This is a genomic window from Pseudochrobactrum sp. sp1633 (genome assembly GCF_030376605.1).
Taxonomy (GTDB): domain Bacteria; phylum Pseudomonadota; class Alphaproteobacteria; order Rhizobiales; family Rhizobiaceae; genus Pseudochrobactrum.
In genome coordinates, this window is the sequence record NZ_JARRAE010000004.1 from 1 (window position 1) to 15,739 (window position 15,739).

The 15,739-nt window shown below is 47.5% G+C and carries 13 protein-coding genes and 1 tRNA gene; 9 read left to right on the forward strand and 5 right to left on the reverse strand.

Going from position 1 to position 15,739, the window contains the following annotated elements; all coding sequences use genetic code 11:
- Positions 1-1,940 (reverse strand): SIR2 family protein (locus tag P8H26_RS05415; RefSeq protein ID WP_289631867.1); only part of this gene is annotated, 1,940 nt, incomplete at its 3' end.
- Positions 1,941-2,126: 186 nt separating this feature from the next.
- Between P8H26_RS05415 and P8H26_RS05420 the strand changes: the two genes are divergently transcribed.
- The gene (locus P8H26_RS05420) at positions 2,127-3,071 is read left to right on the forward strand and encodes a metallophosphoesterase (protein WP_289631868.1); all 945 of its coding nucleotides are present in this window, start codon (positions 2,127-2,129) and stop codon (positions 3,069-3,071) included.
- A 226-nt stretch (positions 3,072-3,297) separates the two neighbouring features.
- Here P8H26_RS05420 and P8H26_RS05425 read toward each other — a convergent pair whose 3' ends face one another.
- A complete protein-coding gene (locus P8H26_RS05425) occupies positions 3,298-3,930 on the reverse strand; it encodes a hypothetical protein (RefSeq protein ID WP_289631869.1) in 633 nt (210 codons plus the stop codon).
- A 119-nt stretch (positions 3,931-4,049) separates the two neighbouring features.
- Between P8H26_RS05425 and P8H26_RS05430 the strand changes: the two genes are divergently transcribed.
- The 3 genes from P8H26_RS05430 to P8H26_RS05440 are packed head-to-tail and all read left to right on the forward strand — an operon-like array spanning position 4,050 to position 7,448.
- The gene (locus P8H26_RS05430; protein WP_374708234.1) at positions 4,050-5,624 is read left to right on the forward strand and encodes a recombinase family protein; all 1,575 of its coding nucleotides are present in this window, start codon (positions 4,050-4,052) and stop codon (positions 5,622-5,624) included.
- Complete coding sequence (locus P8H26_RS05435) at positions 5,621-6,520, forward strand: plasmid partitioning protein RepB C-terminal domain-containing protein (RefSeq protein WP_289631870.1); 900 nt, start codon at positions 5,621-5,623, stop codon at positions 6,518-6,520. The genes P8H26_RS05430 and P8H26_RS05435 overlap by 4 nt, the downstream gene beginning before the upstream one ends.
- Positions 6,513-7,448, forward strand: coding sequence for a plasmid partitioning protein RepB C-terminal domain-containing protein (locus P8H26_RS05440; protein WP_289631872.1), 936 nt, complete (start codon positions 6,513-6,515; stop codon positions 7,446-7,448). The genes P8H26_RS05435 and P8H26_RS05440 overlap by 8 nt, the downstream gene beginning before the upstream one ends.
- 200 nt (positions 7,449-7,648) lie before the next feature.
- On the opposite strand, the gene P8H26_RS05445 is transcribed toward P8H26_RS05440, so the two are convergent.
- A tRNA-Ala gene (locus P8H26_RS05445) sits at positions 7,649-7,724 on the reverse strand.
- 263 nt (positions 7,725-7,987) lie between these two features.
- Positions 7,988-8,383, reverse strand: a complete 396-nt coding sequence (locus tag P8H26_RS05450) for a TIGR02300 family protein (RefSeq protein WP_289631874.1) — start codon at positions 8,381-8,383, stop codon at positions 7,988-7,990.
- A 403-nt stretch (positions 8,384-8,786) separates the two neighbouring features.
- Between P8H26_RS05450 and aroA the strand changes: the two genes are divergently transcribed.
- The 4 genes from aroA (at position 8,787) to P8H26_RS05470 (ending at position 13,723) form a co-directional block, all read left to right on the forward strand.
- Positions 8,787-10,139 (forward strand): 3-phosphoshikimate 1-carboxyvinyltransferase, encoded by a 1,353-nt coding sequence (aroA, locus tag P8H26_RS05455; protein WP_289631875.1) that lies wholly within the window; start codon positions 8,787-8,789, stop codon positions 10,137-10,139.
- Positions 10,140-10,144: 5 nt separating this feature from the next.
- Entirely contained in the window at positions 10,145-10,786 is a 642-nt protein-coding gene (gene cmk / locus P8H26_RS05460) for a (d)CMP kinase (RefSeq protein ID WP_289632180.1), read from the forward strand.
- Positions 10,787-10,983: 197 nt separating this feature from the next.
- A complete protein-coding gene (gene rpsA / locus P8H26_RS05465; RefSeq protein WP_289631876.1) occupies positions 10,984-12,684 on the forward strand; it encodes a 30S ribosomal protein S1 in 1,701 nt (566 codons plus the stop codon).
- Positions 12,685-12,955: 271 nt separating this feature from the next.
- On the forward strand, positions 12,956-13,723 hold the full coding sequence (locus P8H26_RS05470; protein ID WP_289631877.1) for a glycoside hydrolase family 108 protein: 768 nt from the start codon (positions 12,956-12,958) through the stop codon (positions 13,721-13,723).
- A 7-nt stretch (positions 13,724-13,730) separates the two neighbouring features.
- Here P8H26_RS05470 and P8H26_RS05475 read toward each other — a convergent pair whose 3' ends face one another.
- Positions 13,731-14,747, reverse strand: a complete 1,017-nt coding sequence (locus P8H26_RS05475; protein WP_289631878.1) for a YeiH family protein — start codon at positions 14,745-14,747, stop codon at positions 13,731-13,733.
- A 105-nt stretch (positions 14,748-14,852) separates the two neighbouring features.
- Between P8H26_RS05475 and P8H26_RS05480 the strand changes: the two genes are divergently transcribed.
- On the forward strand, positions 14,853-15,737 hold the full coding sequence (locus P8H26_RS05480) for a LysR substrate-binding domain-containing protein (RefSeq protein ID WP_289631879.1): 885 nt from the start codon (positions 14,853-14,855) through the stop codon (positions 15,735-15,737).
- Positions 15,738-15,739: the final 2 nt, after the last annotated feature.

Here is a 15,739-nt window from a genome sequence, read left to right on the forward strand (position 1 = left end):
ACTAATTGAGAAAAAAGTTCAGAAAATTGAATAACCATAGCGGAAAGGCCATGCGTTCGAAGATATTCCGCTCCCTCAATTTGATCCTGAACTATAGGGCTAATATTATAAAGACCATATCCACCAATTTCACGCTCTAGTGCAACCGCATGCTCAAGATTCCATCGCAAAATATTTACTACAGCTGCACACCACTCATCAGGAACGATAATTACCTCATGACTTTCAGGATATTTGACATCCATACGTAGCAATCGGTTGACATCCACTTTGTCAGCCTCCGGGTCAGGCGGCTTGGGTCCAGCCCATAAATTCGGCTCTGCAGAAAAGCGAGGGCGCAGCACTTCCCCAAGCCGTCGAACGACAGCGCTACTCCACCCATCCGCTTCAATGACAGCCTGCAAAGCATACCAATCCATATGAAAATCTTCAGCATAATTCCATGACTCAAAAAGCAATCTCCAAGCATTACGAATATTCTGATCGATTGGTCGATTACTATGCCCCAACTCTCGTGCAATATGTGCTTGAATACTCTGATGAAGTGAAAACTGATGAGCAGCCCACCAGACAGCGGCAGGTTGATCGCAGACCTTTGCCAACCACATTCCCAACTGACCTATACGCGGAACAAGACGTGGCGAATGGTTAGCCCAATACCCACGAAGTGCCGGAAGATTATCATCGCGAATTGGTGATCGATCAAGGCGATTAAGTTCGAAGGCATCCCACGCATTGGGTGGTACCTCGCGCTTAGCATAATGATCTTCCGGATCAGCTTTATTAGGCAAGGTATCGGAATCGAGACCATATAGATCGAACGGGTCAATATAGGGTCCTTTATGGCCAATTAAACCTGAGCGGCCCGGCTTCGCAAATCGGCGGTTCTTATCGAACACGCAAAGCCATTCAGCAGATGGAAGAACCTCACCGACGCAAAATTTCTTCACGCCTTCATAAGTTGAAACAACATGTGCAACCTGCCCCCTCTCATGGGGCTGAATAACTGCCGGTCCATTCTTGGATAAATTAATAACTTTTGCATACCAGGCATCAGGATCGCATGCACGCTCTGCCCAAGCTCCAAGAGATTGCCATAATGCGGCGTGTTCATTGTCGGGACTATATGGGATAGCCTCAACACCCTTGTACCGCCATCGTGCAGCAGCGTCGTCATGGTTCCCAGATTGAAATGCGTAAGCGTTTTCGAGCTTCCCCGATGCCCTGCGCAGAGCTTCAAGAAGATACTGAACAGGTGGATCATCGGCAGTATAACCAACAAATACGACAACATACTTGCCAAGTATTTCTCGAATGAATGCTGTTGCCCAACCGCCAGATAAATACGCCCGTCCAAATTCAGAGCTTGAAAGAACAAATCCGTCTCCTTCAGCGCCACTATAAGTCGACGTTGATCGGCCATGTAGATACACGACACCATTAATTTCGTTTGGCCGCATAGGGTCGGGCAACCTCGGTGGTTGCCATGCTTTTAGATTACGCCCACAATCCTCGAACAATCTGTCAAAATTTGTCGTGACTAGTTGAACAGCCCCTTGAGGAGTGGTTGATAAATCGAGCAGAATTTTATGTGCACTGAGATCGCACTGCGAGGGTGGCTTCAACGCCGTGGCCACAGCCTCTTCAATGTCACGCGAGGTAAACTCCCTCTCCAAAAGTCCAAATACTCGGTCCGCCGATATAACTCCTGGAATGCCAACTCGTCGGTCAATTTCTTGCGCTTCTTGGATAAGCTTATATGCTGGGCTGTTCTTATCAACCCCAAGTCTAGAAACAACCTGACGAGCCAGCCCAAAGAAATCCGGGAGCTTCGCGCGCGCTCTTGATACCCCTGCCCCGCAGAAGAAAATTACGCGCCCCTGATCTCTGGCCCAGAGAAGTTCATCAGGAATTGATGGGCCATCCGCTAAGAATCGCAATACTCACCTCCACTCCATTTTAATAATATTTTCAAAATATACATCCGAATATACTAAAATGAGGACAATTTAAATCAACCACCACAGAATAAATTATTTAAAAAACTACAAAACCATATATTACCTATGCACATTATGATTAATTACATGATATCGATATGCATTACTAAAATAAGAAAGAAATAAATGCCAATCATAGGGTTCGATATAATTGGAGACATCCATGGAAACAGCGAAAAGCTTCATAAGCTATTAAATAAATTAGGGTATACAAAAAACAACAATTCCAATGGATACACCCATTCCGAAAGAAAGGTGATTTTCCTTGGTGATTTCATTGATCGTGGACCTCAGCAACTTGATACTGTCCTGACAGCCAAAGCTATGATTGAGAGCGGCTCTGCATTAGCTGTAATGGGTAATCACGAATACAACGCCATTTGCTATGCCACTCCAAATCCACATCAACCCAACGACTATTTACGCACCCATTTGGGGGACACTGGTAAAAAGAACTTTCAGCAACATGCTGCATTTCTAAATGGGGTCCAGCACGATGCTGTGCTGTATGATGAACTTATCTCGTTCTTCAAAACACTCCCTCTCTGGCTTGAAATTGAAGATATCCGTATCGTTCACGCCTGCTGGAACGTGCAGAAACAAAAGCAACTGAGGCCATATTTAACCAACGACAACTGTTTGACAGAGACAGGGATCGTTGAGAGCGCCAAAAAAGGTAGTACAGCTTTTGAAGCGACTGAACTGCTGTTAAAAGGACTGGAACTCACTCTTCCAAAGGGCGTTAAATTTCAAGATGCAGATGGTCATGAACGCCAATCCGTACGCGTGAAATGGTGGGACAGCACAGCCAATGATTATGCATCCCTTGCGTTGTTGCCAGAAGCTATAACCCAAACCCTGCCAAAGGATACAATCCCAAACCTTGATGCGTATCGCTACAATGAAGACACCCTACTTTTCATTGGTCATTACTGGTTAACGGGTAAGCCGAGACCATTATCATCCAATGTCATTTGCGTCGATTACAGTGCAGGCAAAGGCGGTGATCTTGTTGCTTATCGTCATGATATTGGACAACCATTCTATAACCACATGTACGTATCAACTTAATCATGATGCACAACAATATTTTGGTACAAAATTTGGCACAAAAACACAATTCATCATTTCATTTAGTACGTAAATATCAAATACTTATAAAGTTTTATCCAATCAAAAGAATCCCGCTCTCTCCGTCATTATTTGAAGGTCTGCATCCACATACATAAAGTCCAGCTGAAATACGGATCGAAATGCCAGAATTGTGGTTTAATCACAAATTTAGAAATAGTTTAGTTTACTTACGAGTAATTCTATATCGCCCATTTCGACACGACCCGACATATTCCAACAGTCTGGCCTCCCGCAAACTGCCTATATCTCTACGAGCGGTTTTTAAACTAACCTGCCAAATCATCATGATTTCTTTAGCACCGCATCTTTTCCCACTTGCAACTCGTGCCATGAACCAATGCTGTCTTTCATTCAATTCTTTAATATCAGGGACATTTTTAGGGGCATGAATAAGGCCATTTATAGGGTCACTTTCATCATAGCTAAACTTAGATTCTGCTGAATTTCCCTCCCCAATCGAATATGCTTCTCTGGCAGCAGCTATAGAATAACGGTCTATCGTCGCGGCCCATGATTTAGATAAAGGGCTATCAATTAAACCCAAAACAAATGCTCTAATGATAGATGACGATACGATCAAACGAAGCAAGAAAACAGCATTAGGTCCATTTTGTGCTGACAACCAGTGCTTGACCGTTCTTTCAGTTGCATGAGTTTGAAGCATCAACTGTTTAATTGCACGGCCACTACCACCGTATTCCTTATGCAATAAATCCGAAATCGTCTGAGCATAGATTTTGTGCCCAATGAGTACACCTTTCCAGATCGGTATTTTCTTACCCTTCTGCGGCAACATTTTTCATGTCCTCCTCTGTTATATTCGCCTCTGTCTAATCTGTTAGAATATCTTCGCTGTGTAACAAGTTCTGATTATCCAAAATGAGTGCATCATACAGACAGGAAAGTGTTTGAACCTTGATTAGCTCAAATGACTATGCAGGCAATGAACCCAAGCGACCAGCAGTTCAAATCAGAGCTGCAGAATATGTCCGCATGTCTACAGATCATCAAAAATATTCGACAGAAAATCAGTCGGAAGCAATTCGTGTTTATGCAAACGCGCATGGAATAGAATTAGTACGCACTTACAAAGATGCGGGGAAAAGTGGTCTTAAAATTGATAATCGAGACGCGCTGCAGCAACTCATAGAAGATGTGCAGTCTGAAAACACTGATTTTACAATCATTCTCGTATACGATGTCAGCCGTTGGGGAAGGTTTCAGGATGCCGATGAAAGCGCATACTATGAGTATATATGTAAACGCGCAGGCATCTCAGTCCACTATTGCGCGGAACAGTTTTCAAATGATGACAGTCCTATTTCAACCATCATAAAAAATCTTAAACGCGCTATGGCTGGCGAGTACAGTCGTGATCTATCAGTTAAAGTCACTGCGGGTATGAAAAACCTTGCCCGAAAAGGTCTTCGACAAGGAGGTGCCGCTGGCTTTGGTCTTCGCCGAACGTTAATTGATGAGAATGGCACATTAAAAGGCACGTTAGAACGCGGAATGCAAAAAAGCATTCAAACAGATCGTGTAATCTTAACTCTCGGCCCACCAGATGAGGTGAATTTAGTACGAGAAATATACAAGGCTTTCGTTATTCAAGGGAAAAATGAGCATCAGATTGCCCTTAACCTCAATGAAAGAGGGATTCTTACTGATTTAAAGCGGCCTTGGACTAGAGGCACGGTTCATGAACTTCTCATCAATGAAAAATATATTGGCAACAATGTATGGTATCGTCGATCATTCAAGCTGAAGAAGAGACATGTTCGCAATCCCCCAGACATGTGGATCAGGGTACAAAATGTATTTGAAGCGATCATAGAGCGCGACCTTTTTGAAGCGGCTAAAACCATCATTAATGCACGTTCTTACCACATGAGTGATGAGAACATGCTTTACCTGTTAAAACAGCTCTACTATCAAAAAGGCATGCTATCAGGCATCATCATTAATGAATGCAATGATTTACCTTCTAGCAGTGCTTATAGTTCACGGTTTGGCAGTCTAATACAAGCCTACAGCCTCGTTGGTTACACACCCACTCGTGACTACTGTTATATCGAAGTCAATCGCACCCTCCGAAAGCTTCACCCCGAAATACTCGATCAAATTCTTAATAACTTGCACGCGATTAGCTGTGATGTTCATCGAGATCAAAAAACTGATCAATTAATTATAAACGATGAATTTAGCCTGTCGTTAGTGATTGCCCGCTGTATCCCAACGTTTACTGGCCACTTACGTTGGAAAATTCATTTTGATACCTCACTCATCCCCGACATTACAGTTGTAGTGCGCATGGATAAGACTAACCAAATACCTTTTGATTACTATCTATTCCCCAGTATCGATGTGCTCTCTCAAAGATTGAAATTATCAGAAGATAATGACTTCAATCTAGACGCTTACAGGTTTGATGATCTGAATTATTTGTACACACTGGCTGTTCGGGTTCCAATATCGGAGATCGCATCATGACTGGTATTCGCTCCAACCGAATAGAAATGATCCCTATTTCTCGGATTAGAATTTTAAATCCCCGTGCGCGCAACAAGCGACAACATAGAGAAATCGTAAATAATATTGAAATGATCGGTTTAAAGCGCCCTATTACCGTGAGCCGTGAAGATGGACCCAATGGTCCCAGATACGATTTAGTATGTGGTGAAGGGCGAATAGAGGCCTTTCAAATTCTTGGTCAAACTGAAATTCCAGCTGTTGTATTTGAAGCCAACGAAAATAAATGCCTCATGATGAGTCTGGCAGAAAATATAGCGCGGCGAATGCATCGGCCTATCGATCTGATACAAGAAATAGGTGCATTGCATATGCGTGGCTATAGCGAAACCATCATAGCGAAAAAAATTGGAGTAACTTCATCATGGGTGAACATGATCGTTATGTTACTAAAGCGTGGAGAAGAGCGCCTTGTAGCTGCCGTAGAAACCGGTCTTATTCCAATCACACTTGCGATGGAAATATCCCATGCAGAAACTGAAGAGACTCAAAATCTATTACTTGACGCCTATGAGAGCGGTCAGTTGCGAGGTAAAAAACTTGCAGCTGTCCGGCGTATGCTGGATATTCGTATGCGAAATCGTAGTAAAACACCTTTTTCTCAACCGCATGTTAAAAAAGTAACTAGCCGCAAAATAACAGCTAATGATCTCATGCAGACCTACCAGCGTGAAGTAGAAAAACAGCGTATTTTAGTTAAAAAATCAAATTTCACTCAAACTCGCCTTCTCTTCATTATCGAAGCAATTAAAGATTTACTCACAAATGATGGTTTCATCAAGCTATTACAAGCCGAAGGCCTTGAAACCATGCCTCGTTTCCTTGCAGCACGGATATCAGGAGATCGTGATGAATAATATACGCACCTCCGAGGGTACCAACGCTTCTCGCATTGAATTAGCCTTTGATCGTGATTTGTTAACGATACCTGTCTCTTCGATTGTTTCACTGAAAACGCTATCTAAAGAAACCAAAGAAAGTAAAAAATTTGACCAAATTCTTAGCTCAATTAAAGTGATTGGGCTGGTAGAGGCACCTGTTGTGGTTCCTGACACTCAAGACAACCAAAAGTATTTTTTACTTGATGGTCACCTACGATTGGAAGCCCTGAAAGAGCTTGGTATTACGGAAGTCGAATGCCTAATCGCAACTGAAGATGATACCTACACCTATAATAAACGTATTAGCAGGCTACCTCCCATTCAGGAACATCGAATGATTGTGCGGGCTATTGATCGCGGTGTATCCCCATCAGATATAGCCATTATGCTAGGCTTCCGTGTAGAAACCGTATTACGACGCTTTCGTCTATTAGATGGTATCAGTCCCGAAGCAGCAGAAATGCTTAAAAATACTCCATGCTCAATGAGAGTGTTTGACATCCTCCGTCAAATGTGTGCGGTTCGTCAAATTGAAGCTGCTGATCTCATGATTGGTCAGAATAATTTTACGGTCATGTTTGCACAAGCCATCCGCGCAGCCACACCGGAAAGCCAACTCTCTCCTAATCAAAAAAAGAAAAATGCATCCTCTTCCAATCCATCAAGCCAACATATAGCGCGCATGGAACGAGAACTTGCAGCTCTACAAACTCAAGTAAAATCAGTAGAAGACACCTACGGCGTTGATAATCTTCACCTGACGCTAGCGCAGGGTTATGTCACCAAACTACTTTCTAATAACCGTGTCGTACGCTGGCTTTTAGATAATCATCAAGATTATCTTAATGAGTTCCAAAAAGTGGCCAACATCCAAAACCTCAATTCGTTACCGGATCGGCGATAACAAACGGCCAAACGTCCAATAAACTTTAACGGACTCCAATAGAATCACTCCCTGCCGTTCAGCGTCACATAAAGGAAACTAGCGACTTCAAACAGAATCTGTCATAACTTGGTCGGAACGATTGGTCGGAATATGGAAAATCAGTCAGAGTTACTTTTTCAAGTCATTGAAAAATAACAAAAATACTGGCAATGATTTTTTGGTGGAGCCAAGCGGGATCGAACCGCTGACCTCTTGCATGCCATGCAAGCGCTCTCCCAGCTGAGCTATGGCCCCATTACCCGATCATGTTTTGAAAACATGTCCGACCTGAGCGTCGGTTCCGGTGGTACGAAGCAGATGTATAATCTCTTCGTGACGGCTACATAAATTGCCTTTTGCGGAAGATCAAGAGCAAAAATCAAACTCTTTCAAAGATATCCGTATTATTTATGAAACCCACAGGAAAACGCCTTTCCCTGAACCGCATATGCATAAAAAATGCCCTGCACCGGAATCAGTGCAGGGCATTTCATTTCAGTTACCTGAAAGATCGCTGATCAGCTTTCGTCGTCGTCGCCAACGCCGCCGCCGCCGCCGAGAAGACCGGACATATCATCGTCATCTTCGTCTTCATCGTCAGTGGTGAGGAACGGATCATCGTCATCGCCGAGATCCACATCGTCATCATCATCCAGATCAGGAATGTCATCACCCTTTGCCTCATCATCCGCATCTTCCAGAGATACGAATTCAGGTGCATCCAGTGCTACATCCACTTCTTCAGTTTCTGTCTCTTCTTCTTCCACTGCGCGGGTATCAACGCTCGTTTGGAAATAAGACAGCGGATAGGATTTACCTGTATAAGGAGAAACAATCGGATCCTTATTCAGATCATAGAATTTTTTGCCCGTTTCCGGATCAATACGTTTAGTGCCAAGTTCAGAATTTGCCACGTCAAGCCTCATGAGTTGTGCCGGCTGCGGCATCCGCGCATCTCCTGAAACAGAAGATATAGCCGGAACGCCTTTTCGGTGTTTTTTGGTGCATAAACGGAATTTGATGACTTTGTCAAAGCCAAAGACACATGTTTTGCTAAATCGTCGCTCTTTGCCAGCCCCCGTGACCCAAAAACGCCAGTTTATTTTTGTCATCAGCCCTGCTGCTTGCGCCAGTCAAAACTCCTGACCGGACTGACAGCAACCGGCTTTCGCCCCGATCAAAGGATAAATTATACCGGTCACATTGCGGGATGACCTGCGGTTAAACCTATGCTAGACCTTGGCCACCTCGATTGACCGCGCTGTCTGAAACGCGCTTAAAGCTTAAAAAACGGCAGCATAAACTGACTGTAACTCTATGTCTCACTCTCAAGTTTCCAAACCTGCAACCTCCCGTCGCTCACGCGACCTGAAGGGCGACATCCGTATTCCGGGCGATAAATCGATTTCTCACCGTTCCTTCATGTTCGGCGGCCTTGCATCGGGTGAAACCCGTATTTCCGGCCTGCTGGAAGGCGAAGATATTCTGGCCACCGGCAAAGCCATGCAGGCTATGGGTGCGCAAATCCGCAAAGACGGTGACATCTGGATTATCAACGGCACCGGCAATGGTTGCCTCCTGGAATCAGAAACGCCGCTGGATTTCGGCAATGCCGGTACTGGTGTGCGCCTGACCATGGGGCTCGTTGGCACCTATGACATGAAAACCTCATTCTTAGGCGATGCATCCCTTACCTCGCGCCCGATGGCGCGCGTGCTCAATCCGCTGCGCGAAATGGGCGTACAGGTTGAAGCCGCGGAAGGCGATCGCCTGCCCCTAACATTGCACGGGCCCCGCACAGCCAATCCGATACGCTACCGTGTACCAATGGCTTCAGCGCAGGTTAAGTCCGCTGTGCTGCTCGCCGGTCTCAACACGCCGGGCGTAACCACCGTGATCGAACCGGTGATGACCCGTGATCACACGGAAAAGATGCTACAGGGCTTTGGCGCGGATTTGAGCGTTGAAACCGACAAAGACGGTGTACGTCATATTCACATTGTTGGTCAGGGCAAACTCACCGGCCAGACCATTGATGTGCCGGGTGATCCGTCCTCAACCGCTTTCCCGCTGGTTGCTGCACTGATTACTGAGGGTTCAGACCTTATCATACGCAATGTGCTGATGAACCCGACCCGCACAGGCCTGATTACCACCTTGCAGGAAATGGGTGCAGAGATCGACATTCTCGATCCGCGTCTTGCCGGTGGTGAAGATGTTGCCGACCTGCGTGTGCGCTCGTCGAAACTCACCGGCATTACAGTGCCTGTTGATCGTGCCCCTTCGATGATTGATGAATATCCGGTTCTGGCCATTGCCGCCGCTTTTGCGGAAGGTGAAACCATTATGGACGGGCTGGATGAGTTGCGCGTCAAAGAATCAGACCGTCTTGCAGCGGTTGCCCGTGGCCTTGAAGCCAATGGTGTGGATTGCACGGAAGGTGAAATGAGCCTGAGCGTGCGCGGCAATCCGTCCGGCAAGGGTTTTGGCGGCGGCACTGTTGCTACTCATCTCGATCACCGCATTGCCATGAGTTTCCTTGTGTTGGGTCTTGCTTCTGAAAAGCCTGTGACCGTTGATGACGCGACCATGATTGCAACCAGCTTCCCTGAATTCATGGATCTGATGCGCGGCTTGGGTGCGGACATCAAAATGGCTAAGGCCAAATGATCGCGATGCGAACACAAGCTTTCATCATCGCCATTGATGGGCCTGCGGCATCCGGAAAAGGAACGCTGGCCCGCAATCTTGCCGCTCATTATGGTTTTCACCATCTAGATACCGGCCTCACCTATCGTGCGGTGGCTAAAACCCTGATTGATCAGGGTTTACCGCTCGATGATGAGGTCATTGCAGCCCGGATTGCGCAGACACTTGATCTGAAAGGGCTGGATCGCACTGTGCTTTCCGCTCACGAGATTGGTGAAGCGGCCTCCAAAGTTGCAGTCATGCCAGAGGTGCGCAGCGCTTTGGTGGAAGCCCAGCGTAAGTTTGCCGTCAACCTGCCCGGCACAGTGCTGGACGGTCGTGATATCGGCACAGTTGTCTGTCCCGACGCGCCGGTGAAACTCTACATCACTGCCTCGGTGGAAGTGCGTGCAGAGCGCCGCTATAATGAAATGCGTGCAAAAAATGCAAATGCAGATTATAATGCCGTTCTGGACGATCTGAAGCGCCGTGATGAGCGCGACATGAACCGCACCACTTCGCCATTAAAGCCTGCGAGCGATGCGCACTTGATCGATACCAGTAAAATGGATATAGAAGCGGCATTTCTTGAGGCTAAAAAGCTGATAGATGCTGCATTGCGCGACTGACATTGGTCTGAAGTTCAGAAAAAATGATCTGAATTTCAGAAAAATTGTCAGATTGTGCGTCTTTTATATAAAAATCGTCTGTTTTCAGGCCACGCGCCGGATTGTTCTTTTTAAGAACGGCTTGTCTTCAGACTTTCTCGTAACACCAACCCCCGGCGCCGTATCTTGTGAATTTCACGGATACATCAGGAGTCTACATGTCAGATTTTAACCCGACACGCGAAGATTTTGAAGCTCTGCTGGCTGAGTCCTTCGCCAATAATGACCTTGCAGAAGGTTATGTTGTTAAGGGCCGTATTGTTGCCATCGAAAAAGACATGGCAATCATCGATGCAGGTCTCAAAGTTGAAGGCCGCGTGCCGCTGAAGGAATTCGGCGCTAAGGGCAAAGACGGCTCGATGAAGCCGGGCGACGAAGTAGAAGTTTACGTTGAGCGTATCGAAAACGCGCTTGGCGAAGCTGTTCTGTCGCGCGAAAAAGCTCGCCGCGAAGAAAGCTGGGTTCGCCTCGAAGAGAAATTCGGCAAAGGTGAACGCGTTGACGGCGTTATCTTCAATCAGGTTAAGGGTGGTTTCACCGTTGATCTCGATGGTGCCGTTGCGTTCCTGCCACGTTCACAGGTTGACATTCGTCCAATCCGCGACGTGACCCCTCTGATGCACAACCCGCAGCCGTTTGAAATCCTGAAAATGGACAAGCGTCGCGGCAACATCGTTGTGTCCCGCCGTACCGTTCTGGAAGAATCCCGTGCGGAACAGCGTTCTGAAATCGTTCAGAACCTTGAAGAAGGTCAGGTTGTTGACGGCGTTGTTAAGAACATCACCGATTACGGTGCGTTCGTTGACCTCGGCGGCATCGACGGCCTGCTGCACGTTACCGACATGGCATGGCGCCGTGTAAACCATCCTTCCGAAATCCTGACTATCGGTCAGCAGGTTAAGGTTCAGATCATCCGCATCAACCAGGATACACATCGTATTTCCCTGGGCATGAAGCAGCTGGAAAATGATCCTTGGGATGGCATCGGTGCGAAATATCCGGTTGGCAAGAAGATCACTGGTAACGTAACCAACATCACCGATTACGGTGCATTTGTTGAAATCGAACCAGGTATCGAAGGTCTGATCCACGTTTCCGAAATGTCATGGACAAAGAAGAACGTACACCCAGGCAAAATCCTGTCGACCTCTCAGGAAGTCGAAGTTGTTGTGCTCGAAGTGGATCCGGTCAAGCGCCGTATTTCGCTCGGTCTCAAGCAGACCCTCGACAATCCTTGGACAACCTTTGCTCAGAAATACCCAGCCAACAGCGTTGTTGAAGGCGAAGTCAAGAACAAGACCGAATTCGGCCTGTTCATTGGTCTCGACGGCGATGTAGACGGCATGGTTCACCTGTCGGATCTCGACTGGAACCGTCCGGGCGAACAGGTTATCGAAGAGTTCAACAAAGGCGACGTTGTTAAGGCAGTCGTTCTCGATGTAGACATCGAAAAAGAACGTATCTCCCTTGGCATCAAGCAGCTGACCGGCGACAGCGTTGGTGAAGCAGCTTCTTCCGGCGACCTGCGCAAGAACGCAGTTGTAGCTTGTGAAGTTACTGCTGTTACCGATGGTGGTCTGGAAGTGAAGCTGGTTGACCACGATATCGAAACCTTCATCAAGCGTTCAGATCTGTCCCGTGACCGTGACGAACAGCGCCCAGAGCGTTTCTCTGTCGGCCAGAAGTTTGACGCACGCGTCATCTCCTTCGACAAGAAAACCCGCAAGCTGCAGGTTTCCATCAAGGCTCTCGAAATTGCTGAAGAAAAAGAAGCAGTTGCTCAGTACGGTTCCGCAGACAGCGGCGCATCGCTCGGCGACATTCTTGCAGCAGCAATGAAGAAGTCCGAAAACAACTAAGTATTGCGGATAAGGCTTTATCCCTGCGATCTGAGCCTCATTCAATACAAAGTATGAAAACTCCCGCCGGAGCAATCCGGCGGGAGTTTTTTATTGATTTAAACACAACACAACAATAGCAATATTAATAATATTAAATAATACAAACAAATAAATACAAATAAATAATTTCACATATACATTAATTTGAGATAATATACTTAGCGCAATGCAGTATTTTTACATTACATACATTGATTTTAATTAATTTATTTCAACGAAAGGAAACACCATGGCAAAAGGGACATTTTTAAACGTCTTGCCATATGTCTTCGAAGAAGAGGGAGGATATGTTAATCATCCGGCAGATCCGGGTGGCCACACCAATATGGGGATTACTCAGGCCACCTTATCCACATGGATGGGAACAAAGGCATCAGCCGCCGATATCCGCAATCTCAGCCAGAAGACCGCAGCCGATATTTATAAGAAAAATTATTGGGACAAAATCGCCGGTGATGCGCTGCCTGCCGGCTTAGACTATGCAGTGTTTGACTTCGCTATTAATTCCGGCCCTGCCCGTGCTGCAAAAGCGCTGCAAAAAATTGCAGGCACAGCACAGGATGGTATTATCGGCGATCAGACACTGAGTGCCATTCATCTCCGCGATACAGCAAATGTCATAAACAGTCTTTGCGATATGCGGCAGGCATGGTTGCAGACCCTGACAGTCTATAAAACATTCGGCAAGGGATGGGCTGCCCGTGTCAAACGTGTACGCAACCGCTCGTTGTCTCTTGTTAAATCCTCTGCCTCATCCGGTGAGTTCTCCGGACAGACAAAGAAGCCGAAACAGACCCAGACACGCGAAACAAAACTCTCGATACCGGCGATCCTCAAGAAGCCCGAAACACTTGCGCCACTCAGCGGTGTTATCACCGGCATCACAGCTATGGCATCCGGCAACGGCCCTGTTCAGATTGCCGTTGCCATCATCATGGTGATTATGGCGGTTGCCGGTCTGTGGTATTTCATTCGCCGTTACCGCAAACAGCTTTGATAAAATATCAGGCGATACCCAATACAGCGATCAGAGACAGGCTGATCGCACCCAACGCCAGCAATGAGAAGACGGCGGTCAGCGTAACGCGGCCGCCGGCTTTGACCACCGTACGTACATCCACACCCAGCCCCAGACCAGCCATAGCAATCACTGTCAGCGCCGTGCTCGCTTCATGCAAAGGCATCAGAGCCGCTTGCGGAACCAGAGACAGGCTGCGAAGCGCCATCATCCCTAAGAAGCCAATGATAAACCACGGCACCATCTGTGATAATTTAGGCCGTGTTCCGCCAGACTGCGCACCAATAATGCCGATTGTCACAATCACAGGCCCCAGCATCAACACACGCACCAGCTTGACCAGCGTACCGATCTGCACGCTCAGCGCTGCAACCGGCGCAGTTGCAGCCAATACCTGCGGCACCGCATAAACGGTGAGACCTGCCAGAACGCCATATTGCGTGGCAGACATATTCAAAAGCGGTACCAGCAAAGGCAGGCACAGTACTACAACAACGCCCAGAACGGCTGTAAAAGCAATGGACGAGGCCACGTCATCGCCATTGGCGCCGATCACCGGCGCTGTGGCAGCAATTGCCGAATTACCGCAGATCGAGTTGCCACAGGCAACCAGTACCGACATGCGATGGGATAGACGCATCATCCGTCCGATTGAATAGCTGATACCGATTGATAGCAGTACAACACCGGCAATACCGCCGATCAAAGCAGGCCCTGCCTGCATTACCGCTTCTGCGCTGATGGACGCGCCGAGCAGCACAATGGCGATCTCCAGAATCATCTTGGATGAAAACTGAATACCGCTGGTGTAACGGCCGGACAGGCTGAACAGCGAGCGCACTGCCGCGCCGAGCAAAATGGCCAGCACGATCGATTCCAGCCATGCCCGCCCGAATAACTGTGCCTCGATATGTTCCAGCGCGTAAGCTGCGGCACTGACTAAAAGGCAGAGCATAAACCCTGGCAAAATACGGGAAAAGTTAGAACGAATATTGTGCGACATGACTGCTATTCCGATAATTTTTCTAATTCTATCGCGTATTTCAATCATTCATTCCATTTGAAAATATGGTATATTTCGTTCAACAAAAACGAACGGTTACGCACCATGACCCTTGAACAATTGCGAATATTCGCGGAAGTCGCCCGTCAGCAGCATCTGACCCGTGCAGCCGAGAGCCTGCATCTGACGCCATCAGCGGTCAGTGCGGCGATTAAAACGCTGGAAGAGCGCTATGATACGCAACTGTTCAACCGCATCGGCAGACGCATTGAACTCAATAAAACGGGGCGTATTTTTTTGCATGAAGCAGAGGCTGTGCTGGCTCGTGCACAAGCGGCCGAACTGACACTGACAGAAATCACCGGCCTGCAGCGCGGCAGCCTGCATATCTATGCCAGCCAGACCACGGCGAGTTACTGGCTGCCGCCGGTACTGGCACGGTTTCACACCGCCTATCCGCAGATTGAACTGAAGCTCTCCATCGGCAATAGCGAGCAGGTGGTCGATGCTTTGCGTGAAGGACTGGCCGATGCGGGCTTTATTGAAGGCGAGACTGACGAAGCGCTGCTGCATAAAGAGCCGGTTGCCAGCGATGAGTTGATCACAGTCGTCAATCCGGCGCATCCGTGGGCACGACTCAGGCATTTACCATTAGAGCAACTGAGTGAGAGTTTCTGGATTTTGCGCGAGCAAGGGTCAGGCACCCGCGCCGTGTTTGAAACCTATCTGCGCGATAAAGGTTATGATCCCGCCAATTTACCGCTGGCGCTGGAACTGCCTTCCAATGAGGCGATCTGCTCCGCCCTGACAGCAGGCAATTACGCTACGGTACTGTCGGCACTGGCGGCTCGCCCGCATTTGGCTGCCGGCACATTAAGTCAGGCACCATTCACGCTGCCGCCGCGGCAGTTCTGGCTGCTAAACCATAAAGAACGCTATCGCAGCCATGCCCTCAATGCACTCTATGCCATGCTAAAAGCAACCAAGTGACA